The sequence below is a fragment of the Methylobacterium sp. CB376 genome (assembly GCF_029714205.1).
Classification (GTDB): Bacteria; Pseudomonadota; Alphaproteobacteria; order Rhizobiales; family Beijerinckiaceae; genus Methylobacterium.
The window spans coordinates 2,580,434-2,605,045 of record NZ_CP121648.1 but is presented as its reverse complement, the minus strand read 5'-3'; the positions used below and the strand labels follow the sequence as shown (position 1 = coordinate 2,605,045).

Here is a 24,612-nt window from a genome sequence, read left to right as displayed (position 1 = left end):
GATTTGCGCGTCGTCGCCGATACCGGGCCGCTCAACTATCTCATCCTGATTCGAGAGATCGACATCCTTCCGGCGCTGTTCCGGGTGATCGTCGTTCCGGAGGAGGTTGCCGCCGAACTGGGACACCCGGACGCTCCACCGGCGGTACGCACCCGCATTCAGGAGCCGCCGTCCTGGCTCAGGGTGGAGACCTGTCCGGGGCAGGACGTCCCGCATCTCGCGCGTCTCGACATCGGCGAGCGCGCCGCCGTTCTGCTCGCCTGCGCGACGGGCGCCGACCTGCTCCTGATGGATGACCGCGCCGGCGTGCCTGCGGCGCGGGCGAGCGGGCTCTCCGTCACCGGGACGCTCGGCCTCCTCGATCTCGCGGCGCGCCGCGGGCTCGTCGACCTCGAGCTCGCGCTGCAAAAGCTGCGCGCGACGAGCTTCCGCTGCCGGCCCGCTCTCCTGGACGCGGTGCTGGAGCGTCACCGGAGTGAAACCGGCGAGGGGGCGCCCTGAGCGGGCACCCGGCCTCGTCCCATCGGACGAAGGACCGGCGACGGGCCGGCCGACAGGGAGGACCGCATGTCCGAGCACTACGACGCCCGCGAGACCGAGAGCCCGGCGGCGCGCGACGCCGCGCTCTTCGCCCGCCTGCCGACCGCCCTGGCGGCGGCCCTGAACAGCCCCGCCTACGCGGCCCATCTCGGCGCGATCGACCCGGATTCGGTCACCGACCGCGCCGCCCTCGCCCGCCTGCCGGTCCTGCGCAAGGGCGAGATGCCCGGGATGCAGCGCGGCGCCCCGCCGTTCGGCGGCTTCGTGCCGGCGGCGCCCGGGCGCTTCCCGCGGCTCTTCACCTCGCCGGGCCCGATCTTCGAGCCGCAGCGCGCGGGCGAGGATCCCTGGGGCGGGGCGCGCTGCCTGTTCGCGGCCGGGTTCCGGCCCGGCGATGTGGTGCTCAACACCTTCGGCTACCACCTGACGCCCGGCGGCTTCATCTTCGACACGGCGGCGCGGGCGCTCGGCTGCGCGGTGATCCCGGCCGGTCCCGGCCAGACCGAGCAGCAGCTCGACCTGATCGAGGCCTACCGGCCGGTCGGCTATTGCGGCACGCCGGACTTCCTGCGGATCCTGGTCGAGGCCGGGCGGAGCGCCGGCCGCGACGTCGCGAGCCTGCGGCGCGCCCTCGTCTCGGGCGCGGCCTTCCCCAAGAGCCTGCAGGAGATCGTCGCCGGCTTCGGCATCGACGCCTACCAGGCCTACGCGACGGCCGATGTCGGCTTCATCGCCTACGAGAGCGGCGCCCGCGACGGGCTCGTGGTCAACGAGGACCTGATCCTGGAGATCGTCCGGCCCGGCACGGGCGACCCGGTCCCGGACGGGGAGGTCGGCGAGATCGTCGTCACGGTGCTCGATCCCGACCGGCCGCTGATCCGCTACGCCCTCGGCGACCTCACCGCGTCGCTCGGCGGCGCGAGCGCCTGCGGGCGCACGGCGCCGCGGATCCGCGGCTGGATGGGCCGGGCCGATCAGGCCGCCAAGGTGAAGGGCATGTTCGTGCGGCCAGAGCAGGTGGCGGAGCTGGGCCGGCGCCACCCGGAACTCGGCCGCCTGCGCCTCGTCGTCGCCCGCGCCGACGAGACCGACGCGATGACCCTGCGGGCCGAGTGCGCCGCGCCCGGCCGAGCCCTGGCCGAGGCGGTGGCCGAGACCCTGCGGGCGGTGACGAAGCTGCGCGGCGACGTCGATCTCGTCCCGCCGGGCAGCCTGCCCAACGACGGCAAGGTCATCGCCGACGAGCGCCCGACCGGCTGATCGCGGCGAGCCGGGGCGGCTCGGCGAAGCTCTCGCGCATCCCCGCCCCGCTCACCAGCGACAGGACCATGCCGAGGAAGGTCTCCCGCACGTCGTCCTTGCTCAGGCGCCCGCCCGGCCGGAACCACGTGCAGATGCCCGACAGCAGGGCGAGGATCGCGTAGGCGGTCATCTTCGTGTCGGCGAAGCGGAACTCGCCGGTCTCCCGGCCGAATTCCAGGATCTCGACCAGCTTGGCCTCGTAGTCGCGCCGCATCGCGACGATCGCGGCGTAGTTCTCCGGCTCGAGGCTGCGCAGCTCGGAGTAGCAGATGAAGACCTCCTGCGGCCGCTCGACGTGGTAGGCGACGTGGAACTCGACGAAGCGCGTCAGCCGCGCCACCGCGCTGCCCTCCGGCAGCAGCGCCGCGTCGAGCGCCGCGTGCAGGTCGCGCATGTGGCGGCGGATCAGGTCGAACAGGAATTCCTGCTTGTTCCGGAAATAGTTGTAGAGCGAGCCCTGCTGGATGCCGACCACGCCCGCGAGCTGGCGCAGGCTCATGGCCGCGTAGCCGTGCGTGTAGAGGAGCTGGAGGCCCGCCCTGCGGATCGCCTCCTCGGTCCTCGGCCCCGACGAGCCGGCGATGCGCGCCATCGTGTGCTTCGACCCCCGTCCCACCGGCCCGCCGAGGCGCCGGGTCTCTCCCCGGTGCGGGCGGGCTTCCCCGCCCCTCTTCGACGAACGTCGCGCCACTGTATCACTTGACGCTCAGAAAAAAACAGTCGAACGTATTTCCCAGCTGCATGGCACCGCCCCGCGGGGCGGGGACCTGCACGGCAGAGCCGCCCCGACCATGAGGGCGGCCGCCGGAGCGGAGGGAGGAAGAGCGTGGCGGGAGCCCTTGAGGTTCGCCAGGTCTCGCTGCGTTTCGGCGGCGTGAAGGCCCTGACGGATGTCGGCTTCACGGTCGAACCCGGCGAGCTGTTCTCGATCATCGGCCCGAACGGCGCCGGCAAGACGTCGATGCTGAACTGCATCTCGGGCCGCTACCGGCCGACCGAGGGGCAGGTCCTGTTCGGCGGCAACGACATCACCCGGGCGAGCCCGAACGCCCGGCCGAAGCTCGGCATCGGCCGCACCTTCCAGAACCTCGCCCTCTTCCACCACATGAGCGTGCTCGACAACATCATGGTCGGGCGCCACCACCTCTTGCGCAACAACTTCCTGACCGGCGCGCTCTACTGGATCCCGGGCGTCCGGAGCGAGGAATTGGCGCATCGCCGGCGCGTCGAGGAGATCATCGACTTCCTCGACCTGCAGCCCTACCGCAAGGCGGTGGCCGGCACCCTGTCCTACGGGCTGCGCAAGCGGGTCGAGCTCGCCCGCGCGATGGCGCTCGAACCCAAGCTGATCCTCCTGGACGAGCCGATGGCCGGCATGAACCTCGAGGAGAAGGAGGACATGGCCCGCTACATCGTCGACCTGAACGAGGAATTCGGGATGACGGTCGTGATGATCGAGCACGACATGGGCGTGGTGATGGACATCTCGCACCGGGTGATGGTGCTCGATTTCGGGCGCCGGATCGCGCTCGGGCGCCCGGAGGCGGTGCTGGCCGATCCCCACGTGCGCCGGGCCTATCTGGGCGAGGAGGACGAGGCCGAGACCCCGGCGGCGCCGATCCGGGCGGTGTCGTGATGGCGGCCGTCTCCGCCGCCCGCACGGCCGTCTCCGCCGCCCGCGCGACCGACTACGCCGCCCGCGCGGCCGCGGCCGACACCTTCCCGAAGCTGCTGCGGCTCAACGCGCGCGAGCACCCGCACGACGTGGCCCTGCGCGAGAAGGATCTCGGGCTGTGGCGCCCGATCACCTGGGCGCAGTATCAGGACCGGGTGCGGGCCTTCGCCCTCGGGCTGCGCGACCTCGGCATCGGCGAGGGCGACGTGATCGGCCTCATCGGCGACAACCGGCCCGACTGGGTGGCGGGCGAGATCGCCGCCCACGCGCTCGGCGCCCTCTCGCTCGGCCTCTACCGGGACGCGCTGGAGGACGAGGTTCTCTACCTCCTCGACTATGGCGAGGCCCGGGTGGTCTTCGCCGAGGACGAGGAGCAGGTCGACAAGCTCCTCGCCCTCGCCGACCGCGTCCCGAGCCTGCGCCACATCGTCTACTCGGACCCGCGCGGGATCCGCAAATACGACGACCGCCGGCTGATCTCGGCCGAGGCGCTGGCCCGGCGCGGCGCCGCGCTCGACGCGGCCGAGCCCGGCCTCTACGACAGGCTGGTCGAGGCCGGGGACGGCGAGACGGTGGCGATCCTCTGCACCACCTCGGGCACCACGGCGCGGCCGAAGCTCGCCATGCTGAGCGCCGGGCGGGTGCTGCGCCACTGCGCCAGCTACCTCGCCGCGGATCCCAAGGGGCCGCAGGACGATTACGTCTCGGTGCTGCCGCTCCCCTGGATCATGGAGCAGGTCTACGCCCTCGGTCAGGCCCTCCTGTCGCGGATGAAGGTGAACTTCGTCGAGGAAGCCGACACCCTGATGCACGATTTCCGGGAGATCGCCCCGACCTTCGTGCTCTTCGCGCCCCGGGTCTGGGAGGCGGTCGCCGCGGATGTGCGCGCCCGGATGATGGACGCCTCGCCCCTCAAGCAGTGGCTGTTCGCCCGCGGGATGGAGCGGGGCCTCGCCGCCCTCGACACGGGCGCCCGCTCGCCGCTCGCCGAGCTGATCCTGTTCCGGGCCCTGCGGGACCGGCTCGGCTTCACCCGCCTGCGCTCGGCGGCGACGGGCGGGGCGGCGCTCGGTCCCGACACGTTCCGGTTCTTCCGCGCCCTCGGCGTGCCGCTGCGCCAGCTCTACGGGCAGACCGAGGCGATGGGCGCCTACACGCTCCACCGGGGCGGCACGGTCGACTTCGACACGGTGGGCGTGCCCTTCGACGACGGCATCACGGTGCGGATCGTCGATCCCGACCGCAACGGCATCGGCGAGATCCACGCCAAGCACCCCAACATGTTCCTCGGCTACTACAAGATGCCGGAGGGCACGGGCGACGTCGTCGACGGCTGGATGCACACCGGCGATGCCGGCTACCTCGATGCCAAGGGCGAGCTCGTCGTCATCGACCGGGTCAAGGACCTCGCGGTCAACGCCCGCGGCGAGCGCTTCTCGCCGCAATACCTGGAGAACAAGCTCAAGTTCTCGCCCTACGTGGCCGAGGCGGTGATCCTGGGGGCCGGGCGCGACTACCTCGCGGCTCTGATCTGCATCCGCTTCTCGGTGGTGGCGAAATGGGCGGAGAAGAACCGCGTCGCCTTCACCACCTACAGCGACCTTGCGGCCAAGCCCGAGACCATCGCGCTCCTGCGCGCGGAGGTCGAGCGCGTCAACGCCTCGCTCGCCGAGGCGCAGCGCATCGCCAAGGTCGTGCTCCTCTACAAGGAACTCGACGCCGACGACGGCGAGCTCACCCGCACCCGCAAGGTCCGCCGCGGCGTGATCAACGAGAAATACGCCGACCTCATCGCGGCGATCTACGCGGGCCAGCCGAGCTACCGGGTCGACACGGTGATCCGCTTCCAGGACGGCTCGACCCAGCGCATCCGCACGAATCTGCCGGTCATCGATCTGCGCCCGGCCGCCCCGATCCTCGCCGCCGCCGAGTAGCGCCGATGACTTCGCATCTCCTGCTCCAGCTCGTCCTCAACGGGCTCATCGTGGGCGCGCTCTACGGCGTCGTCGCCATGAGCTTCGTCCTGATCTACAAGGCGAGCCAGGTCGTGAACTTCGCCCAGGGCGAGTTCCTGCTCATCGGCGCCTGGATCTGCTGGTGGCTCCTCACCACCTACCAGCTGCCCTTCTGGGTCGGGATGCTCGTCACCTTCGCGTTCATGCTGGTCTTCGGCATCGCCCTGCAAGTCGTGGTGCTGCGCCCGCTGATCGGCGAGCCGATCATCTCGGTCATCATGGTCACGATCGGGCTCTCGATCTTCTTCCAGGCCCTGTGCAAGTGGCTGTTCGGGGTGTTCGCGCAGCCCTTCCCGCCGATCTTCTCCGCGCAGCAGGTCTCGGTGCTCGGCTTCGAGTTCCAGAGCGCCTACGTGATGAGTCTCGGCATCTCGCTCGCCATGATGGCCGCCTTCGCGTGGTTCTTCCGCTACTCGCGGCACGGGCTGGCCATGCGGGCCACCGCCTTCGACCAGCAGGTGGCGCAGTCCCTCGGCATCCCGGTGCGCAACGTCTTCGCCATGGCCTGGGCGATCTCGGCGGTGGTGTCCTCGGTCGCCGGGGTGGTGGTCGGCATCGTCAACGGCGTCTCCTCGGCCCTCTCGCTCTACGGCATCAAGGTCTTCCCGGCGGTGATCCTGGGCGGCCTCGACTCCGTCGTCGGCGCCGTCATCGGCGGCCTGGTGATCGGGCTCCTGGAGAACCTCGCCCAGTACGTGGACGGCCAGTACCTGCACTGGGGCAACCTCTACGAGATCGTGCCCTTCTACGTGCTGGTGGTGATCCTGATGATCAAACCCTACGGCCTGTTCGGCACCCGCGACATCGAGCGCGTCTGAGGACACGATGGCGACCCAGAGCCTGATCCCGGCCGGCGACTTCCGCGCCAGCTACGCGGCCGACACCACCATCTTTCCGACCGCGGGCAGCCGCTACGCGGTCCTCGCGGGCATCGCGCTCCTGGCCTGCGCGCCCCTCGTCCTCGACCGCTACTGGCTGAGCCTGCTCATCCAGATCGGCTACTTCGCGGTGGCGGCGCTCGGGCTCAACATCCTGGTCGGCTTCACCGGCCAGATCTCGATCGGGCACGCCGCCTTCTTCGGCTTCGGCGCCTTCGCGTCAGCCTGGCTGTCCAACACCTTCTCGGTTCCGGTCTTCTTCGCGATCCCGCTCGCGGGCGTGCTCACCACGGCGGTCGGCCTCGTCTTCGGCCTGCCCGCGGCGCGGCTCAAGGGCCTCTACCTCGCCATCGCGACGCTCGCCGCGCAGTACATCCTGCAGGATTTCTTCGCCCGGGCGAACTGGTTCACCGGGGGCGTGGCGGGCACGCCGGCCGAGGCCTTCTCGATCCTGGGCTTCGCCTTCGACACCGACCAGCGCTACTTCTACGTGGTCCTCGCCTACCTCGTCCTGACCTTCGTGCTCGCCACCAACCTGATGCGCAGCCGCGACGGCCGGGCGCTGGTGGCGGTGCGCGACCACTATCTCTCCGCCGAGATGATGGGGATCAACCTCACCCGCTACCGCACCCTCTCGTTCGGCCTCTCGGCCTTCTTCGCCGGGGTCGGCGGCGGGCTCTACGCCCATTACCTGCAGTTCGTCTCGGTCGAGGGCTTCGGGATCCTGCTCTCGATCCAGTTCCTCGGCATGATCATCATCGGCGGCCTCGGCTCGATCATGGGCACGCTGATGGGCACCGCCTTCATGGTGCTGGTGCCCGAGGCGATGGGCTGGCTCACCGACGCGGTGAAGGGCTCGGCCGTCGACCGGGCGCTCGCGCTCAAGGACAACCTCTCCTTCCTGCGCGAGATGGCGATCGGCCTCGTGATCGTCCTCTTCCTGATCTTCGAGCCGGACGGCCTCGCCCATCGCTGGCGCCAGATCAAGGCCTACTGGAAGCTCTACCCGTTCTCGCACTGACGCCAAGACACCCGAGCATCGTTCGCCGGAGGGGTCACCGGTTCGGCGAATGAGGCGGCAACAAGAAACCAAGCAGAACCACGCCACGCCATTCCGCTTGGCAGGCCGAACGGCCGCAGACCGTGACCGGAGGAAATCCAAGGATGCTTCGCCCCGTCTCCCTCGTCCCCGCGCTCGCCCTCGCCCTCGCGCTGCCGGCCCGCGCCGCCGACGTGCCGATCGGTCACCTCGCCGACCAGAGCGGCGCCACCTCCGACGTCGGCGTGCCCTATGCCCAGGGCGTCGCGGACGCGCTCGCCTGGATCAACCGCAAGGGCGGCGTCGGCGGCCAGAAGCTCGCGGTCGAGTCGGTCGATTACGGCTACCAGGTGCCGCGCGCGGTCGCGCAGTACAAGAAGTGGACGAGCGGGCGCGACAAGGTCGCGGCGATCCAGGGCTGGGGCACCGCCGACACCGAGGCGCTCTCGGCCTTCGTGGCCAAGGACGAGGTGCCCTACATCTCGGGCTCCTACGCCGCGCAGGTGAGCGACCCGACCGGCGCCAGCGGCAAGGCCAAGGCCGCCCCCTACAACTTCTTCTACGGGCCGACCTACTCGGACGCGCTGCGGGCCATGCTGCTCTGGGCGGCCGAGGACTGGAAGGCGAAGGGCAAGCCCGGCAAGCCGAAATACGTCCACATGGGCGGCAACCACCCCTACCCGAACTCGCCCAAGGAGGCGGGCGAGGCGATGGCGCGGGACCTCGGCTTCGAGGTGCTGCCGGCCATCGTCTTCGCGCTGGCGCCCGGCGACTACACCGCCCAGTGCCTGACGGCCAAGAATGCCGGGGCGAACTACGCCTATCTGGGCAATACCGGCGGCTCGAACATCTCGCTGCTCAAGTCCTGCAAGGCGGCGGGCGCCGACATCCAGTTCATGGGCAACGTCTGGGGCATGGACGAGAACGCCGCCAAGGCGGCGGGCGAGGCGGCCGACGGCGTGGTCTTCCCGGTGCGGACCGCCGCGGTGACCGGCGGCAGCGCGCCGGGCCTGAAGACGATCGCCGAGATCTCGAAGGAGTCGGATCCGAACGGCACGGTCTACCGGCCGGTCCACTACCTCTCGGGGGTGTGCGCGGCGCTCTACATGGTCGAGGCGATCGGCTGGGCCAAGGACAACGGCGGCATCGCCGGCCCCAACGTGCGCAAGGGTTTCTACCAGAAGAAGAACTGGGTGCCGGCCGGAATGGAGGGCGTCTGCGTTCCCTCGACCTGGTCCGAGAACGACCATCGCGGGATGATGACGGTGTCGATCTACCGCGCCAGGGTCTCGGGCCCGACCGAGGGCGCCATCGCCGACCTGATGAAGGCCGGCACCGTGAAGCTCGAACCGGTCAAGACGGTGGAGCTGCCGCGCAAGCCGGACTGGTTCGGCTGGTGATACGACATCCGATTGATTGCTTCGCAATGCGGATTTCGGCTTCGCTCAAACGCCGCGCGGGCTCGCGCCGCGCGGGCTCGTCATCCGCCGTCCGGACGTGATCGTCCGGACAGCGGATGACCCCGTCCGGTCCCGCGTGAGGCGCGGGGCCCCCTCGCCGGGGCCCCGCATCGACCGGATCCCGCCCCCTGCCACCGTCGCGGAGCCCCCATGTCCGAGATCATGACCCTGGAGCGCCCCGCCGCGGAGGCGGGTTCCGCGCCGCTCCTCGCCCTGCGCAACGTCGAGGTCGTCTACGACGACGTCATCCTGGTGCTGCGGGGCTTGAGCCTCGACGTGCCTGCGGGCTCGATCACGGCGCTGCTCGGGGCGAACGGCGCCGGCAAGTCGACCACCCTCAAGGCCGTCTCGGGGCTGCTGCGCTCCGAGAACGGCGAGGTCACCCGCGGCGAGATCCTGTTCGGGGGCGAGCGCATCGACGGGATCGAGCCCGACCTGATCGTGCGCCGGGGCATCTTCCAGGTGATGGAGGGCCGCCGGATCATCGCCGACATGACGCCGCTGGAGAACCTGCGGCTCGGCGCCTTCTCGCGCCGCGACCGGTCGGGCATCGCGGACGACCTGGAGCGGGTGCTGACCTACTTCCCCCGCCTGAAGGAGCGCACCGGCGCGGCCGGCTACCTCTCGGGCGGCGAGCAGCAGATGCTGGCGATCGGGCGCGCCCTCATGGCCAAGCCCCGCCTGATCCTGATGGACGAGCCCTCGATGGGCCTGTCGCCCCTCCTGGTGAAGGAGGTCTTCTCGATCATCCGGCAGATCAACCGGGCCCTCGGCGTCACGATCCTGCTCGTGGAGCAGAACGCCCGCGCGGCGCTCGCCGTCGCGGACCGCGGCTACATCATGGAGCAGGGCAAGGTCGTGCTCGACGGCGCCGTCGAGGAGCTGCGCGCCAACGAGGACGTGAAGGAGTTCTACCTCGGCGGGGCCGGTGACCAGCGCAAGACCTTCAAGAACCTGAAGAGCTTCAAGCGCCGCAAGCGCTGGATCTGACGCGTCGAGCGGGACCATTCCGGGCCCTCGCGCGTTGTCGGGGGTCACGGAGGAGCGAGACGCGGATGCCGACCACCACCCACCTGTCGCCCGACGACGTCGAGGCCTGCGCCAGGGCCGGCGAGGAGGCGCTCAACCTCCGCCTCTCGGATCTCGGCCCGGAGGCCCGCGCGGCGTTCTGGCACGCGATCCGGCGCTGCTACGTCCAGAGCCCCTCCCCCGCGCCGAGCCAGGACCTGGCGGGGCTGCCGGACCCCGCGACGCTCCCGCCGGCCCACGTGATCCAGGCCGCCGTCGAACTTCACTAGAGCAGGATCCGGTTACGCCGCGATCGGGGAGCCTGCTCCGGGTCCTTGATCGTGCCGCGTCGGCCGCGACGAGCCGGCGGTCGCCTCGTCGGACGATGCTCTCGCGCCCCGCATCGCCCGCGCCCCATCTTGGCGCTTGCGCGGCGCCCGGTTTCCCGCCTCTGCTTTCCCGCGGGACAACAGGGAGCCGGAACCATGACGCGGCGGCCGAAAGTGGCCTTCATCGGGACGGGCGGGACGCTCTCCTCCGTCGGGCGCGACAGCCTCGACCTCCTCGACTACACCGCGACCGAGCAGCGGCTCGAGGCCGACGCGATCCTCGACGCCGTGCCGGAGGCCCGCGCCGTCGCGGAGGTGATCCCGGTGCGGTTCAGGGCCGTGACCAGCCCGGGCATCGGCTTCGCCGAGTGGCGCGACCTCGTGCGCCTGTGCGAGGATCAGGTCGCCGCGCATCCGGACCTCGCCGGCATCGTCATCGGACACGGCACCGCCACGCTGGAGGAGACCGCCTACGCGCTCTCCCTGACCCTGACGGTGGACGTGCCGGTGGTGGTAGTCGGCTCGCAGCGGCCGATCAGCGGCCTGTCCAGCGACGCGCCCCTCAACCTCGTGAACGCGATCCGCACCGCGGCGTCCCCGCAATCCCGCGGACGGGGCGTGCTGGTCGTGCTCAACGACGAGATCCAGGCCGCCCGCGAGGTGACCAAGACCTCGGTCGCCCGCCTGCAGACCTTCCGCACGGCGGATTTCGGCATCCTCGGCCAGGTCGACGGCCCCTCCGTGACCTATTACCGGCGCGCCGAGCGGCGGCACGCCCCCGGCACCCAATTCGACATCCGCGCGCTCCCCGCCCTGCCCCGGGTCGACATCGCCTACGCCTACGCGGACGCGGACGGGACGGCGGTGCGGGCCTTCGTGGCGGCGGGCGCGAGCGGCCTCGTCTCGGCCGGCCTCGCCCCCGGCATGACGCCTCCCGCCGAGGCGGACGCCCTGGCGGCGGCGGCGAGGGCCGGCGTGCTCGTCGTGCAATCGACCCGCGCCGGCAGCGGCGTCGTGCCCCTCTCCAGCCGCCTGCGGGAGCGCGGCATCCTCAGCGCCGACAACCTCACCCCCCAGAAGGCGCGCATCCTCCTTGCCCTGGCCCTCACGCTGACGCGCGACCCCGGCGCCGTGGCGGAGATCTTCGCGACCTACTGAGCCGGCCGGCCGCGGCCTCGCCGGGCTTTTCCGGCGAGGATCGGTCGATCGACCGTTAATCTTTCGTTATTTGCCATATCTCCGCCACATCTCCCCGTCGTGATTCGTTCCGGGCGACGGGGATCTGATACGGAGAACCCGATGAGCTTGATCGTTCTCGATCCCCTCACGGGAGAACGCGTCTTGATCTGCCGCGAGCGGCCGTCCGGGGCCGTGCCCGGACCGGAGACAGACCGATGCAGCGCTTCTACTTCAATGCCCAGATCGGCGAGACCCTGGTGGCCGACCTCGCCGGTGAGCCCCTGCCCGACGCCGAGCAGGCCTGGCACGCCTCCCGCGCCGTCGCCGCGGCGATGATGCGCGACCTGCGCAACCGCGAGACCCTGCGCGAGGGCAGCCTCGTCGTCACCAACGAGGCCGGCGAGGTGGTGGTCGACCTCCCCTTCGCGGAAGCGGACGAGGCCTTCGCGGCGGCGTGATCCGGGATCCGCTTGATCGCAGGGGATCCCGGATCGCAAGCCCGCGCGGCGCCTGAGCGAAGCCGACATCCGCATGGCGGACGCAAATCCGTCGGATTTCGCGTCGGCCCGGCCGGCCCACTGCGACGCCGCAGCAGGCGCAGCGCGGCCGTCCCGCGCCTCGATCCGTTTGTCTTGAGGTCACTTGACGGCACGCGACGTCGGGCGCGGAAAGTCTCGGATCCCGGCTCCGGGCAGGAGCCGCGGCGCGGACGCGCCTCGCCCCGCGCCCCGATCGGCATCCCCTACGCCGCCGCGAGCGTCCGCTTGGCGGCGCGGCCGATCATCAGGGACATCAGCGCCGCGACGAGGCCCGTGAGGCCCGCCGCCAGAAAGGCCTCGAGGTAGCGGCCCTCGACGGCCCGCGACAGCCCCGCCCCGAAGGCCGCCGTGGCGGCGCCCGCCTGGTGCCCCGCCGCGATCCAGCCGAAGACGATCGGCGCGTCGCGCTCGCCGAACACCTCGTTCGTCAGCCGCACGGTCGGCGGCACCGTCGCGATCCAGTCCAGGCCGTAGAACACCGCGAAGAGCGACAGGCTGTAGAACGAGAAGTCCGTGAAGGGCAGCGCCATCAGCGACAGGCCCCGGACGCCGTAATAGACGAAGAGCAGCTTGCGCGGATCGTAGCGGTCGGTGAGCCAGCCCGAGCCGGTCGTGCCGACCATGTCGAAGATGCCCATCATGGCGAGGAGCCCCGCCGCCCGGACCTCCGGCAGGCCCATATCGGCGCAGAACGAGATCAGGTGCGTGCCCACGAGCCCGTTCGTGGTGAGGCCGCAGATGTAGAAGGTGCCGAACAGCAGCCAGAAATCCGACTGGCGGCTGGCCCGGGCGAGGCCGTCGATCGCGGCGCGGAACGGGTTCGCCCGCCGCGGCGGCTCCACCACCGTCCCGGGCTGCGCCCCGTAGGGCAGGAGCCCGATATCGGCCGGGCGCTCGGGCAGCAGCCAGGCCACGAGCGGGATCAGCGCCGCCACCGCGGCCGCGACGGTGAGCACCACCGGCCGCCAGCCGCCCGCCTCGGCGATCGCCGCCAGGCCGGGCAGGAAGACGAGCGTCCCGGTCGCCGTGCTCGCGGTCAGCAGCCCCATGACGAGGCCGCGCTGGACGACGAACCAGCGGTTGACCACGGTCGCCCCGAGCACGATGGCGACGCAGCCGCTGCCGAGCCCCGAGAGCACGCCCCAGGTCGCGACGAGGTGCCAGGGCTCGGTCATCAACGCCGACAGGGCCGTCGAGCCCGCCATCAGCGCCAGCGCGCACAGCAGCGTGCGGCGGATGCCGAAGCTCTGCATCAGGGCCGCCGCGAAGGGCCCGACCAGCCCGTACAGGAAGATGCCGAGGCCCACCGAGAACGAGACCGTGGCTCGGCTCCAGCCGAAAGCCTGCTCCAGCGGCAGGATCAGCACGCCGGGCGCCGCCCGCAGGCCCGCCGCGGCGAGCAGGGACAGGAAGATCACGCCCACCACCACGAAGGCGTAGTTCCGGCCGAACGGCCGGCGCGAGACCGGGGGAGCGCCCCCCGCGGCAATGGCCTTCGACATGTGGGCGCGGCCCCCGAATCCGTGCTAGCGTGTGACGTACCGGTCAGTAACATCACTGGGCGCAAAGGCAAGAGGCAGCGATGGCAAGCCAGGGTGTCGCGGGCGGCGGCGAGGACGGCGCCCCGGTGCGGGCCGGGGACCGCATCCGGGCGGCGGCCCGCGACCTGTTCTACCGGCGCGGCATCCGGGCGGTCGGGGTCGACGAGATCGTGGCGCGGGCCGGCGTGACCAAGCCCAGCCTCTATCGCGGCTTCGCGTCGAAGGACGCGCTCGCGGTCGCCTGCCTGGAAGACTTCGCGGCGGCCTTCGCGCGGCGCCTCGACACGGCGCTGGCCGCCCATCCGGGGGATGCGCGGGCGGGGTTGATGGCCTTCCTGGCCGACCTCGCCGACCGCACGGCCCGGCCGGATTACCGCGGCTGCGGGCTGTCGAACGCGGTGATCGAGCATCCCGAGCCGGATCATCCGGCGCGGCGGGCGGCGCTGGCGAGCAAGCGGGCGCTCCGCGCGCGGCTGGAGGCGGTCGCCCGCGACCTCGGCGCCCGCCAACCGGACGTCCTGGCGGACGGCCTGCTGCTGCTGATCGAGGGCGCCTTCGCCGCGGGGCAGATCTTCGGGGCGGGCGGCCCGGCCCGCAGCCTGACCCGGACCGCCGACGCGCTGGTCGCGGCGAGCCTCGCGGGCTGAGGCGCGCGCGCCGAAGATCTGCCCCGCGGCGTCCGGGGCGGCCGCCCGTCCGTCGCCTCCTGCGTGCAATCTCCGCCGGTCGCTGTTGGAGCGGCCGCCCGGTTCGGGTAGGACCGGGGCGATTGAGCCGGCGAACCGGCCCGGTAGGAGTGGAGTTGCGGCCATGAGCCTCGCGCGGCGTTTCCTGGTAGCCTCGTCCCTGGTCCGGCTGATCCGGAAGGAGCGTGGCGCGACCCGCGTCACCGAGGGCTACTTCCCGCCCCAGGCGGGTCGCACCTCGTTCGTGCGGGTCGATGGCGGGCAGTGCCACCTCGTCCTGGTGACCAGCGACGGGGCCGGGACCTCGGCGGAGGAGCGGACGGAGGTGCCGCGGGCCCACGGCGACGCGCTCCTCGACGTGTGCGCCGGCAAGGTCGCCTACGACCGCACCGTGGTGGCCCTCGGGACCGGGCGCGACGCCCTGGTCGACCGCTACGTGGCGCCGGGCGGCCTCGATCTCGTCTCGGTCGCCTTCGACGCCCCCGACGAGGCGGCGGGCTTCGCGCCTCCGCCCTGGTTCGGGCCGGAGGTCACGGCGGATCCCGCCTATCTGGGGCCGGGCATCGCGCTGCAGGGCCCCCCGCAGCCGGGGGAAGTTCCGCTCAGCAACGCCGCCCTGGAGGCGGTGCTCGACCTCGTGGAGCACCGCTACGGCTTCGGCCGTTTCGGCGCGGGCCGCCCGGAGGAGGCGAACTCGGTCGCGAATGCCCTGCGCCGGCTGGCGACCCGCCCCGCCCCGGAGGCGGCGCCCGCCCCGCCCGCGCCGGAGGCGCAGGGCGAGCCGGCCGAGGCGCGCATCGACGACGTGATCGAGAGCCTCTCGCAGGCCCTCGGGGCCTCCGTCCCGGGAGAAGGCGGGCGCGACGAGGGGATGCCCCTGGAGCGCTGGACGGTCCGCCCGCGGCGCAACCCGCAGCCGAGCTGAGCGTCCGGCGGAGCGCGACCCGGGTCCCTCCGGGCCGGCGCGCGGGGCGCCGTCCAGGACGGCGGCGCTCCCGTCCGCGGTCCGGGACGGCGTCGCATCGGCCCGCGTCACCGCGGCCATTACCTTCGCCGGACGCGTGAAGCCCGAGACGTCGCGGCGCGCGGATAGACGAGGCTTCTCCCCGGCGACGTTGTGTGATCGATTCCGTCGGCCGATTCACCGATGAGCCCATCCCCGCGTCTTGCCTCCGCCTGCGCGGGGGTGCAGATCCGGGTCAGGTTCCGCCCGGACGGGGCCCGCCCGGGAAGAGGACAGGCCCCGCCGGACCGGTCTCCTTCCTTCGGTCCCGATGCATTCCGGAGGCGGTCGCCCGAGCCGCCCCACATGTCCTGAGGGAGAGAGACCGATGCAGCCCCCCGCCGCTCCCGCCGCCGCAGCCCCGACCTCGTCGCACCAGCCCTGGTACCGCGTGCTCTACATCCAGGTGCTGATCGCGATCGCGCTCGGCGTGCTCCTCGGCTACGTCGCCCCCGACACCGCCAAGTCGATGAAGTGGCTCGGCGACGCTTTCATCGCGCTCATCAAGATGATGATCGCGCCCGTCATCTTCTGCACGATCGTGCACGGCATCGCGTCGATCGGCGACCTCAAGAAGGTCGGCCGCGTCGGCCTCAAGGCGCTGCTCTACTTCGAGGTGGTGTCGACGGTGGCGCTGCTGATCGGGGTGCTGGTGGGCGAGCTGATCCAGCCCGGCGCCGGGTTCGGGGCCGACGCGGCCAAGCTCGACGCGAGCGCGGTGGCGGGCTACGCGAAGAAGGCGGCCGACGACTCCGCCGTCGCCCACCTGATGGCGATCATCCCGAAGAGCTTCTTCGACGCCTTCGCGTCGGGCGACCTGCTGCAGGTGCTGCTGGTGGCGATCCTGACCGGCGTGGTGGTGACCGGGCTCGGCGATCGGGCCAAGGGCGTCACCCACGCGATCGACGTGGCGGGCGAGATCTTCTTCCGCATCATCGGCCTCATCGTGAAGCTCGCGCCGATCGGCGCCTTCGGCGCCATGGCCTTCACCATCGGCCAGTACGGCATCGGCAAGCTCGGCAACCTCGCCGGCCTCGTCGGCACCTTCTACCTGACCAGCCTGCTCTTCGTTCTGGTGGTGCTCGGCCTGATCGCGCGGTTCGCCGGCTTCTCGATCCTGCGCTTCCTCGCCTACATCAAGGACGAATTGCTGATCGTGCTGGGCACCTCGTCGTCCGAGACGGTGCTGCCGCACATGATGCAGAAGATGAGGCGGCTCGGCGCCTCGGACTCGGTCGTCGGCCTGGTCATCCCGACCGGCTATTCCTTCAACCTCGACGGCACCAACATCTACATGACGCTGGCCACGCTGTTCCTGGCGCAGGCGGTCGGCGCGGACCTGAGCTTCGGCCAGTACGCCACTATCATCCTGGTGGCGATGCTGACCTCGAAGGGGGCCTCGGGCGTGACCGGCGCCGGCTTCGTCACCCTGGCGGCGACGCTTGCGGCGATCCCCGGCAACCCGGTCCCGGTCGCCGCCATGGCGCTGATCCTCGGCATCGACAAGTTCATGTCGGAGTGCCGCGCGCTGACCAACCTCGTCGGCAACGGCGTCGCCACCATCGTGGTGAGCCGCTGGGAGGGTGAGCTCGATCCGGTCAAGCTGCGCCAGGTCATGGCCCACCCGGTCGCGATCGGCACCGAGATCTCGGACGAGAAGCCGGTCCCGGTCTCCCCGTGAGCGAGGCTCCGCCGCTCCTGATCGGCCTCGACGTCGGCGGGACCAAGATCGCGGGCGTCGCCCTCGATCCCGCCGGCCGGGTGCGGGCGCAGCGGCGCGTGCCGACGCCGCGGGGCGACTACGAGGCCTCGCTGCGGGCGATGGCCGACCTCGTGGCCGCGCTGGAGGCCGAGGCCGGCGGGCGCGGCAGCGTCGGCCTCGGCATCCCGGGAGCGGTCTCGCCGGCGACGGGCCTGATTAAGAACGCCAACTCGACCTGGCTCAATGGCCGCCCCTTCCTGGCCGACCTGGAGCAGCGGCTCGGCCGGCCGGTGCGGATCGAGAACGACGCCAATTGCCTCGCGGTCTCGGAGGCGGTGGACGGGGCCGGAGCCGGGGCGGAGGTGGTCTGGGGCGTGATCCTCGGCACGGGGGTCGGCTCCGGCATCGCGGTGAACGGCCGGGCGCTCGCCGGCCGCAACCGCATCGCCGGGGAATGGGGCCACAATCCCCTGCCGGCGCCCCGCCCGGACGAATTGCCGGGGCCGCCCTGCTATTGCGGCCGCGCCGGCTGCATCGAGGCCTGGATCTCCGGGCCGGCCCTCGCGGCCGACCACGCGCGGGTGACGGGCGAGGTCCTGACCGGCGAGGCGATCGTCGCGGCGATGCGGGCGGGCGCCCCGCGCGCCGCGGCGAGCTTCGCGCGCTGGCGCGAGCGCCTCGCCCGCGGCCTCGCCTCGGTGATCAACGTGCTCGATCCGGACGTGATCGTGCTCGGGGGCGGGCTCTCCACCGTCGAGGAAGTCTATCCGGGGTTGATCGAGGCGGTGGCGCCGCACGTCGTCTCGGACACGCTCACCACCCCGATCCGCCGCAGCCGCTACGGCGACGCCTCGGGCGTGCGCGGGGCGGCGTGGCTGTGGAAGGATGCCGCCGGCGCGGGAATCTCGGCGCCGTGAGGTCCGGCGCTGCCGGACCGGCCCGCGATCACCGCCCGAACTCCGATCCGTCCCCCCTCACGCCGGCCGCCCGGCGCCGGGCGGCAGGGCCGGATTGTTCCGGCTGCGCAGGCGGAAGGCCAGGACCAGCATGAGCGCCCCGAAGGCGATCGCGTAGCCGGCCATCCAGTAGGTCAGCACCACGAGCGACACGACCGGGTTCACGAGGAGCGCGATCCCGAACAGGACCGAGCACAGGCCGCCGAGCACCAGCCACCAGCGCCCGTGGTCGAGGTTCAGCCGGAACGCCGCCGCGATCATCAGGGCACCGGTCACCAGCGCCCAGGCCGCCGTCAGGTAGACGAAGGCCAGGAGCGCGCTGCCCGGCATCAGGAAGGCCACGATGCCGACCAGGATGTTGAGCAGCCCCTCGGCCAGGAGGAAGCCCCAGCGCTCGTGCCGCTCGGCGGCGCGCACCGCCGCCACGATGCCGGCGATCCCGTCGACCAGCATGTAGGCGGAGAAGAAGACCACCAGGGTCAGCAGCGTCGCGAAGGGCGAGACGAGCGCGACGATCCCGAACAGGATCGCGAAGGCGCCGCGCAGGGCGAGCAGCCACCAGTTTCGGGCGAGCACCGCGCTCATGGCGGCGAGGCGGTCGGGCGGCGTCCCGGCGGTGGGAACGGAAGGTCCGCTGGTCATCTGCAATCTCCGGACGGCGCCGGGGCGCCGGCAAGCTCGGCCGCACCCCCCTGCTGCTGAACGCGAGCGGGCGCGCCGCGTTCCGTCGCGGCGCCCGGGATCAAGACCTGCGCGCATTCGCCCCTGCGGAACCTCGCCGCCGAAAGGCTGATTGTGCTGCCCGAGGCGGGCCCGTGCGACGGCCGCGTATCCGGCCGCACCATGGAAGTCATCCGACATCCGGTTGATTGCTTCGCCATCTCCGATTTCGGCCATGCGGATGCCGGCTTCGCTCAGGCGCCGCGCTCAGGCGCCGCGCGGGCTTGGGATCCGGGAACCGCTTCGAGCAAGCGGATCCCGGATCAGACATGCTGGATGGTCGATCCCGGGCGGAGCGCCGCGGCGGGCAGGACCTCGACGCGTCGGCCGCCGGGCACTGAGGCCGGCCCCGGGCGTTGGGGCCCGAGGAGGCCCCCCCGTGAACCAGTCCGGATCGCGCTTCGTCGTCTACGCCGCCCTCGCGGGCAACCTCGCCATCGCGGCGACCAAGTTCGCGGCCGCGCTCTACACCGGATCGAGCGCGATGGTCACCGAGGCGGTGCATTCCTTCGTCGACACCGGCAACCAGGGGCTGCTGCTCTACGGGATGCGCCGGGCCGCGCGGCCGGCCGACGACAGCCACAATTTCGGGCACGGTCTCGAACTCTACTTCTGGTCCTTCGTGGTCGCCCTGATGATCTTCTCGGCCGGAGGCGCCTTCGCGATCTACGAGGGCATCGAGAAGATCCGCCATCCGGAGCCGATCGACTCGGCCTGGGTCAACGTCGCGGTGATCGCGGCGGCGGCCTTCTTCGAGGGATTGTCGTTCCGCACCGCGTGGCGGGAGATGCGGCAGCGCTTCGCGCGGCTGCCCCTGTGGCGCGCGGTCGCCCGCAGCAAGGATCCGAGCACCTTCGCGGTGGTGCTGGAGGACGGCGCGGCGCTGATCGGCCTCGCCTTCGCGCTGGCGGGCAGCGTCGCGGTGTCCTGGCTCGGCTGGCCGCCGGGCGACGGGGTCGCCTCGGTGGCGATCGGCCTGCTCCTGATCGCGACCGCCTTCGTGCTGTTCCGCGAGACCCGCAGCCTGCTCACCGGCGAGAGCGCCTCGCCGCGGCTGATCGAGCAGGCGACCGCGATCCTGCGCGCCGACCCGCGGGTGATCGGCGTGTCGCGGGTGCGCAGCCTGCATCTCGGGACGACGACGGTGCTCCTCGCCGTCTCCCTCGACCTCGACCGCTCGCTCGGCACGGAGGCGATCCGCCGCGCCGTGCGCGAGCTTCGGGCCGCGATCGGCCGCGCGCTGCCGGGCGTGGAACTGCTCCTCGACCTGCGGGAGGAGGACGGCGCCGAGGAGGCGCGGCAGGCAACGCGGACCGTCGGGGCGGCGTGACGGGGCGGACCCTCGGCCGCGGCGCCGGCCCCGGTCCGGGAGAGGGAAGACCGGGGCGCCGCGACCGACCAGGACGTGGCGGGGGACCTTCCACCCTTCCCTCGCGCCCAGCGATCCCCACTTGGGTCGCGAAGGCCACGCTTGCGCCGAGCGAAGATCGCCCATGGCTCCCGTCATTCCCGCCGCCCGGCCGGACGGCCGCGCGCCCGCCGCGCCGGCGGGCCTGTGGCGCGGCTCCCTCGTGCAGCGGCTGCGGCTCGCCTCCGGCCTCGTGCTCTTCGCCTTCGCGGGGACGCACTTCCTCAACCACGCGCTCGGGCTCGCCGGCCTCGAGGCCATGGTCGGCTTCGCGCGCTGGCGGGTCGCCGTCACCCGCTCGGCCCCCGGGACGGGGATCCTCGCCGCCGCGCTCGTCGTGCATGCCGGCCTCGCCCTCGCCCGCCTCGCCGCCCGCCGCAGCCTGCGCATGCCGGCCTGGGAAGCGGGCCAGGTCGCGCTCGGCCTCGCCATCCCGTTCTTCCTGCTGCCGCACATCGTCGGGACCCGGGTCGCCAACCTGCTCTACGGCCTCGACACCGGCTACCCGGCGGTCATCGCCCGCCTGTGGCCGGACGCGATCCCGCACCAGGCCGCCCTGCTCGCGCTGGTCTGGGGGCATGGCTGCCTCGGGCTTCACCATTGGCTGCGCCTGTCGCCGCGCTACCGGCGCGTCGCCCCGGCGCTGGGCGTGGCGGCGCTGATCCTGCCGCTCGCCGCGGCGGCCGGCATCGCCGTGCAGGGCGAGCTGATGGAGCGCGACCTCGCCGCCGCCGCGCGCTTCGACGCGCCCGATCTCGCGGCCCGCTGGCCGCGCCGGAGCCCGCCCGAGGCGCTGGCGGCGATCGGCGGACCGGTCCGGGCGGGGTTCTACGCCCTCGCCGGCCTCGCCCTCGCGGCCGGAGCCCTGCGCGTCGCGGCGGCGTGGCGGGCGCGGCGGATCACCGTGACGTATCTCGACGGCCCGGCGGTGCGGGCCCTCGACGGCGCCACGCTCCTCGAGGTCAGCCGCGCCAACCGCATCCCGCACGTGGCGGTCTGCGGCGGGCGCGGGCGCTGCTCGACCTGCCGCGTGCTGGTCACCGAGGGCGCCCACCGGCTGGCGCCGCCGAACCCCGACGAGGCCGCGACGCTGGCGGCGATCGGCGCGCCGCCCGGCGTGCGCCTCGCCTGCCAGGCGCGGGTGCGCGGCGACCTCACCGTGATGCGCATCCTGCGCCCGCGCCGCCAGGACCGCGCCGACGCGCTCCTCGGCGACCCCGACCTCGCCGGCGTCGAGCGCGAGGTCGCGATCCTGTTCGTGGACGTGCGCGGCTTCACGCCGCTCGCCGAGCGGAAATTCGCCTTCGACGTCGTCTACATCCTCAACCGCTTCTTCGAGGCGGCCGGGCAGCCGGTCGTGGCGCGGGGCGGCTGGATCGGCGGCTACGCGGGGGACGGGCTGCTCGCGCTCTTCACCCATCCGGAGGGGATCGACGCAGCCTGCCGGGCCGCCTTCGCGGCGGCGGCCGAGATCGACGGGGCGGTGGAGCGGCTGAACGGTCAGATCGCCGCGGAGCTGCCCGCCTCCCTGCGGGTCGCCATGGGGCTGCATGCCGGCCCGCTGGTGCTCGGACGGCTCGGCTACGGGGAGAACCGGCCGATGTCGGCGATCGGACCGGCGGTCAACATCGCGAGCCGCCTCGAAACCCTCGCCAAGGCCGCGGACGTGCAGCTCGCCGCCTCCTGCGACGCCGCCCGCCGGGCGGGCCTCGCCCTCGACGGGCTCAGGATCGAGACCACCGACATCCGCGGCAGCGGACGCCCCCTCGACGTCCTCTACGTGCCGCGGGCTTCCGGGCTGACTGAGCGCTTGCCGGGATGAAAATCCCGCCGGCCGGCGGAACCGACCGGCGCGGGACGAATTATCAACGCAGTGCCGCGCGCCTCAACCGCCCCGCGGCCGACAGGTTCCGCGGGACAGCTTCGTCGGGAGTCTCACGGAACCAGCATCACCTCGGCGGGCAGCGCGTCGCCCGGGCGACGGGTGTCGATGCGCTCCGCCAGGGCCGCGGCCGACTGGAAACGGTCGAGGCGCCGATCGATCATGAGGTCGAGTCGCTCGTAGACTTCGGCCACCGTGAGGCTGCGCGTCGTCTTTCCCCGCCGCTCGAAGAACAGGCTGCGATTGGCCCGGGCGGCGGCGCGGAACAGGCGCGGCGCCGGCTGATCGGGCTTCTCCATGGTGAGTTGCATGAAGCGGCTGGCGCTGGCGGCGCCGAGCAGATGCGCCACGTAGCATTCCGTGCGCTTGAGGTCGCGCCCGAGCCGCTGCTCGATGCGCGCGCGGTCGCGCTTCATCATCTCGCCGGCCATCAGGCTCGCCGCGTAGGGATCCCGGCGCAGGGCCAGGATCCGCCGCCGGGCGGCGGCGTCCGGCACGGTCAGGAGGCCGCCCCGGCGCTCGATGAGGCTCGCCTCCTCGCCGTAGCCGTGCTGCGGGCCGAAGCTGCGCAGCAATTCCAGCCAGGTGCCGGTCAGGAACTGGAACAGCCCCTCCGCCGAGGAGGTCGCCGCCTGGGCCTGCGGCCGGAAACTCGATTCCTTGTCGGCGAGCGCCATCAGGTAGACCGGATCGACGTCCGTCTCCTTGGCGGCGCGCAGGATCGTCTCCACGAGGCTCCGGGGCACGCGCAGCCCGTCGAAGGCGACCGTGTCCTCCTCCCCGGCCTCGGCGGCGAGCCGATCGAGGTCGAGCTGGATCAGCTCCGCGGTGCTCGGGCTCTCCTGCGGCAGGGGCAGGCCGCGCCACTCGCCGGCGGCCATCGGCGGCAGGGCGGAATGGCGCGCCGCCTTCGGGTCGACGCGGTCGTGCGCGGCGGCGGCGGGTGCCAGCGCGTCGCGCGGCAGCCCGGCCGCGAGGGCGAGCCCGACCGTCAGGGCGGTGAGCACCCGCGAGGAGAGCGAGCGTCCGGCGCGGCCAGCGGAGCGCGGCCCGGTCGCCGGGCGCCGCCCGGTCGCCGGGACGGCGCCCCCGGCCCCCGCCATTCTGGCGCTCAGCGGCACCAGCCACCGGATGGCGGCCTCGTCGTCGACCCCAATCTCGGGCACGAGTCGGTGCGCGTCGTCGGCGCGGCGCGCCGGCTCCGGGAAAACCCCCATGTCCTCGCCTTCAGTACCGCCCGGCCACTCGCGCGGCCGCGCCTTGCTTCGTCAGGGCCGGCACGTCTGACGGCCCGAAGTGTCCAGAATGGGACAGCGTGGCGTTAACGCCGGGGGTCATTTTGCGGCGCGGTAAGGTCCTGGCCGGTCACGGATTCGGCCGAAATGCGGCGGGCGGCCCCGCGTGCGCGAGAAAAAAACGCGCAACCCTGTCGGGAACCAAGCATTTCCTCGCGCATTTCCCGGGGCCACGCCGAACGGCATGCGTCGTCACGCCAAGCCCTCGCCGACGTCCTCACACCTCGCCGTTCGCGCGCCTCACCAGAAGGAAGTCCCTGTCCGATGAGCATGCAGACCGGTCGCCGCGTCGGCGTCGCTTTCGTTGGCATGGGTGGGGCCGTCGCCACCACCGCCATCGCCGGCATCGAGATGATCAAGTCCGGGTCGAACCGGCTCGATGGGCTGCCCCTTGCGGGCAAAGCGGTTGCCGGGATGGTCGGCTACAAGGATCTGGTGTTCGGCGGCTGGGACCTGAACGGCGACGACCTCGGCGCCGCGGCGAGCACCCACGGGGTCCTGACCAAGCAGGACCTGGAGAACGGCGCCCAGGTGCTCAACACGATGCGGCCCTGGCCGGCGGTCGGCAGCGCCAAGTTCTGCAAGAACATCGACGGGCAGAACCGCATCGTCGCCAAGGATCACCGCGAGGCGGTGACGGCCATCGCCGAGGACCTCCGGCGCTTCCGCAAGGAGGCGGGCGTGGACGAGGTGGTGGTGGTGAACCTCGCCTCGACCGAGCGCTGGCCCGACCTCACGGCCCCGAGCCTCAACTCGCGGGCGGCGTTCGAGCGCGGCCTCGACGAGAGCGACGAGGCGATCAGCCCCGCCATGCTCTACGCCTACGCGGCGATCAAGAACGGCATCCCCTACGCCAACTTCACCCCGAGCGTCGCGGCCGACGTGCCGGCCCTGATCGACCTCGCCCGCGAGTTGAACGTCCCGGTCGCCGGCAAGGACGGCAAGACCGGGCAGACCATGATGAAGACCGTGCTGGCCCCGGCCCTCAAGGCGCGCGCCCTCCACGTCGACGGCTGGTTCTCCACCAACATCCTCGGCAACCGCGACGGCCTCGCCCTCAACGATCCGTCCTCGTTGCAGTCGAAGCTCAATACCAAGGGCACCGTGCTCGATTCGATCCTCGGCTACCCGGTCGAGGACCACCTCGTCCACATTCACTACTACCGGCCGCGCGGCGACGACAAGGAGGCCTGGGACAACATCGACGTCACCGGCTTTCTCGGCCAGAAGATGCAGATCAAGATCAACTTCCTGTGCAAGGACTCGATCCTGGCGGCGCCGCTGGTGATCGAGATCGCCCGGGTGCTCGACCTCGCCAAGAAGCGCGGCGACGGCGGCGTGCAGGAGCAGCTCTCGCTGTTCTTCAAGGCCCCGATGGTGAGGAACGGCCACGGGCCGGAACACGCTTTCGGCGTGCAGGAGCGGATGCTGGCCGACTGGCTCGGCGTGCACTGA

The 24,612-nt window shown here is 72.2% G+C and carries 22 protein-coding genes; 18 read left to right on the top strand and 4 right to left on the bottom strand.

Annotated features, from left to right (window positions below; translation table 11 throughout):
• Positions 1-3 precede the first annotated feature (3 nt).
• Both QA634_RS11715 and QA634_RS11710 read left to right on the top strand, forming a co-directional pair.
• Positions 4-501 (top strand): DUF3368 domain-containing protein, encoded by a 498-nt coding sequence (locus QA634_RS11715; RefSeq protein WP_012332181.1) that lies wholly within the window; start codon positions 4-6, stop codon positions 499-501.
• A gap of 66 nt (positions 502-567) precedes the next feature.
• Complete coding sequence (locus QA634_RS11710) at positions 568-1,800, top strand: phenylacetate--CoA ligase family protein (protein ID WP_012332180.1); 1,233 nt, start codon at positions 568-570, stop codon at positions 1,798-1,800.
• Here QA634_RS11710 and QA634_RS11705 read toward each other — a convergent pair.
• Positions 1,772-2,434 (bottom strand): TetR/AcrR family transcriptional regulator, encoded by a 663-nt coding sequence (locus QA634_RS11705; RefSeq protein ID WP_012332179.1) that lies wholly within the window; start codon positions 2,432-2,434, stop codon positions 1,772-1,774. The two genes, QA634_RS11710 and QA634_RS11705, sit on opposite strands and share 29 nt — an antisense overlap.
• Before the next feature lie 234 nt (positions 2,435-2,668).
• Here QA634_RS11705 and QA634_RS11700 point away from each other — a divergent pair, with 234 nt between their 5' ends.
• The 9 genes from QA634_RS11700 to QA634_RS11660 all read left to right on the top strand — a co-directional run bounded on the left by QA634_RS11700 (position 2,669) and on the right by QA634_RS11660 (position 11,883).
• Positions 2,669-3,478: an ABC transporter ATP-binding protein gene (locus QA634_RS11700; RefSeq protein WP_012332178.1), complete on the top strand. Its 810-nt coding sequence runs from the start codon at positions 2,669-2,671 to the stop codon at positions 3,476-3,478.
• Complete coding sequence (locus QA634_RS11695; RefSeq protein WP_012332177.1) at positions 3,478-5,451, top strand: long-chain fatty acid--CoA ligase; 1,974 nt, start codon at positions 3,478-3,480, stop codon at positions 5,449-5,451. The genes QA634_RS11700 and QA634_RS11695 overlap by 1 nt, the downstream gene beginning before the upstream one ends.
• Before the next feature lie 5 nt (positions 5,452-5,456).
• Complete coding sequence (locus QA634_RS11690; RefSeq protein ID WP_012332176.1) at positions 5,457-6,350, top strand: branched-chain amino acid ABC transporter permease; 894 nt, start codon at positions 5,457-5,459, stop codon at positions 6,348-6,350.
• A 7-nt stretch (positions 6,351-6,357) separates the two neighbouring features.
• Positions 6,358-7,431: a branched-chain amino acid ABC transporter permease gene (locus QA634_RS11685; protein WP_012332175.1), complete on the top strand. Its 1,074-nt coding sequence runs from the start codon at positions 6,358-6,360 to the stop codon at positions 7,429-7,431.
• Positions 7,432-7,574: 143 nt separating this feature from the next.
• Positions 7,575-8,849 carry an ABC transporter substrate-binding protein gene (locus QA634_RS11680; protein ID WP_012332174.1) on the top strand — a complete coding sequence of 425 codons (1,275 nt, stop codon included), beginning with the start codon at positions 7,575-7,577 and terminating at the stop codon, positions 8,847-8,849.
• 210 nt (positions 8,850-9,059) lie between these two features.
• Complete coding sequence (locus QA634_RS11675; protein ID WP_012332173.1) at positions 9,060-9,899, top strand: ABC transporter ATP-binding protein; 840 nt, start codon at positions 9,060-9,062, stop codon at positions 9,897-9,899.
• Between the two features lie 65 nt (positions 9,900-9,964).
• Entirely contained in the window at positions 9,965-10,207 is a 243-nt protein-coding gene (locus tag QA634_RS11670) for a hypothetical protein (protein ID WP_012332172.1), read from the top strand.
• A gap of 195 nt (positions 10,208-10,402) precedes the next feature.
• Complete coding sequence (locus QA634_RS11665; RefSeq protein WP_012332171.1) at positions 10,403-11,404, top strand: asparaginase; 1,002 nt, start codon at positions 10,403-10,405, stop codon at positions 11,402-11,404.
• A gap of 236 nt (positions 11,405-11,640) precedes the next feature.
• Positions 11,641-11,883, top strand: a complete 243-nt coding sequence (locus tag QA634_RS11660; protein ID WP_012332170.1) for a DUF6894 family protein — start codon at positions 11,641-11,643, stop codon at positions 11,881-11,883.
• A 284-nt stretch (positions 11,884-12,167) separates the two neighbouring features.
• On the opposite strand, the gene QA634_RS11655 is transcribed toward QA634_RS11660, so the two are convergent.
• Positions 12,168-13,466, bottom strand: coding sequence for an MFS transporter (locus tag QA634_RS11655; protein WP_012332169.1), 1,299 nt, complete (start codon positions 13,464-13,466; stop codon positions 12,168-12,170).
• 80 nt (positions 13,467-13,546) lie between these two features.
• Here QA634_RS11655 and QA634_RS11650 point away from each other — a divergent pair, with 80 nt between their 5' ends.
• The 4 genes from QA634_RS11650 (at position 13,547) to QA634_RS11635 (ending at position 17,813) form a co-directional block, all read left to right on the top strand.
• Entirely contained in the window at positions 13,547-14,152 is a 606-nt protein-coding gene (locus tag QA634_RS11650; protein WP_012332168.1) for a TetR/AcrR family transcriptional regulator, read from the top strand.
• 163 nt (positions 14,153-14,315) lie between these two features.
• Entirely contained in the window at positions 14,316-15,116 is an 801-nt protein-coding gene (locus QA634_RS11645; RefSeq protein WP_012332167.1) for a hypothetical protein, read from the top strand.
• 406 nt (positions 15,117-15,522) lie between these two features.
• Complete coding sequence (locus QA634_RS11640) at positions 15,523-16,875, top strand: dicarboxylate/amino acid:cation symporter (RefSeq protein ID WP_012332166.1); 1,353 nt, start codon at positions 15,523-15,525, stop codon at positions 16,873-16,875.
• Positions 16,872-17,813, top strand: a complete 942-nt coding sequence (locus tag QA634_RS11635; protein ID WP_012332165.1) for an ROK family protein — start codon at positions 16,872-16,874, stop codon at positions 17,811-17,813. The genes QA634_RS11640 and QA634_RS11635 overlap by 4 nt, the downstream gene beginning before the upstream one ends.
• A gap of 57 nt (positions 17,814-17,870) precedes the next feature.
• Here the strand turns inward: QA634_RS11635 and QA634_RS11630 are convergent, their stop codons facing one another.
• A complete protein-coding gene (locus QA634_RS11630; protein ID WP_012332164.1) occupies positions 17,871-18,494 on the bottom strand; it encodes an HdeD family acid-resistance protein in 624 nt (207 codons plus the stop codon).
• Between the two features lie 457 nt (positions 18,495-18,951).
• Between QA634_RS11630 and QA634_RS11625 the strand changes: the two genes are divergently transcribed.
• Both QA634_RS11625 and QA634_RS11620 read left to right on the top strand, forming a co-directional pair.
• On the top strand, positions 18,952-19,902 hold the full coding sequence (locus QA634_RS11625; protein WP_012332163.1) for a cation diffusion facilitator family transporter: 951 nt from the start codon (positions 18,952-18,954) through the stop codon (positions 19,900-19,902).
• Positions 19,903-20,065: 163 nt separating this feature from the next.
• Positions 20,066-21,802 carry an adenylate/guanylate cyclase domain-containing protein gene (locus tag QA634_RS11620; RefSeq protein WP_012332162.1) on the top strand — a complete coding sequence of 579 codons (1,737 nt, stop codon included), beginning with the start codon at positions 20,066-20,068 and terminating at the stop codon, positions 21,800-21,802.
• 113 nt (positions 21,803-21,915) lie between these two features.
• Here the strand turns inward: QA634_RS11620 and QA634_RS11615 are convergent, their stop codons facing one another.
• Positions 21,916-23,079 (bottom strand): transglycosylase SLT domain-containing protein, encoded by a 1,164-nt coding sequence (locus QA634_RS11615; RefSeq protein ID WP_012332161.1) that lies wholly within the window; start codon positions 23,077-23,079, stop codon positions 21,916-21,918.
• A 342-nt stretch (positions 23,080-23,421) separates the two neighbouring features.
• Here QA634_RS11615 and QA634_RS11610 point away from each other — a divergent pair, with 342 nt between their 5' ends.
• Positions 23,422-24,612: an inositol-3-phosphate synthase gene (locus QA634_RS11610; protein ID WP_012332160.1), complete on the top strand. Its 1,191-nt coding sequence runs from the start codon at positions 23,422-23,424 to the stop codon at positions 24,610-24,612.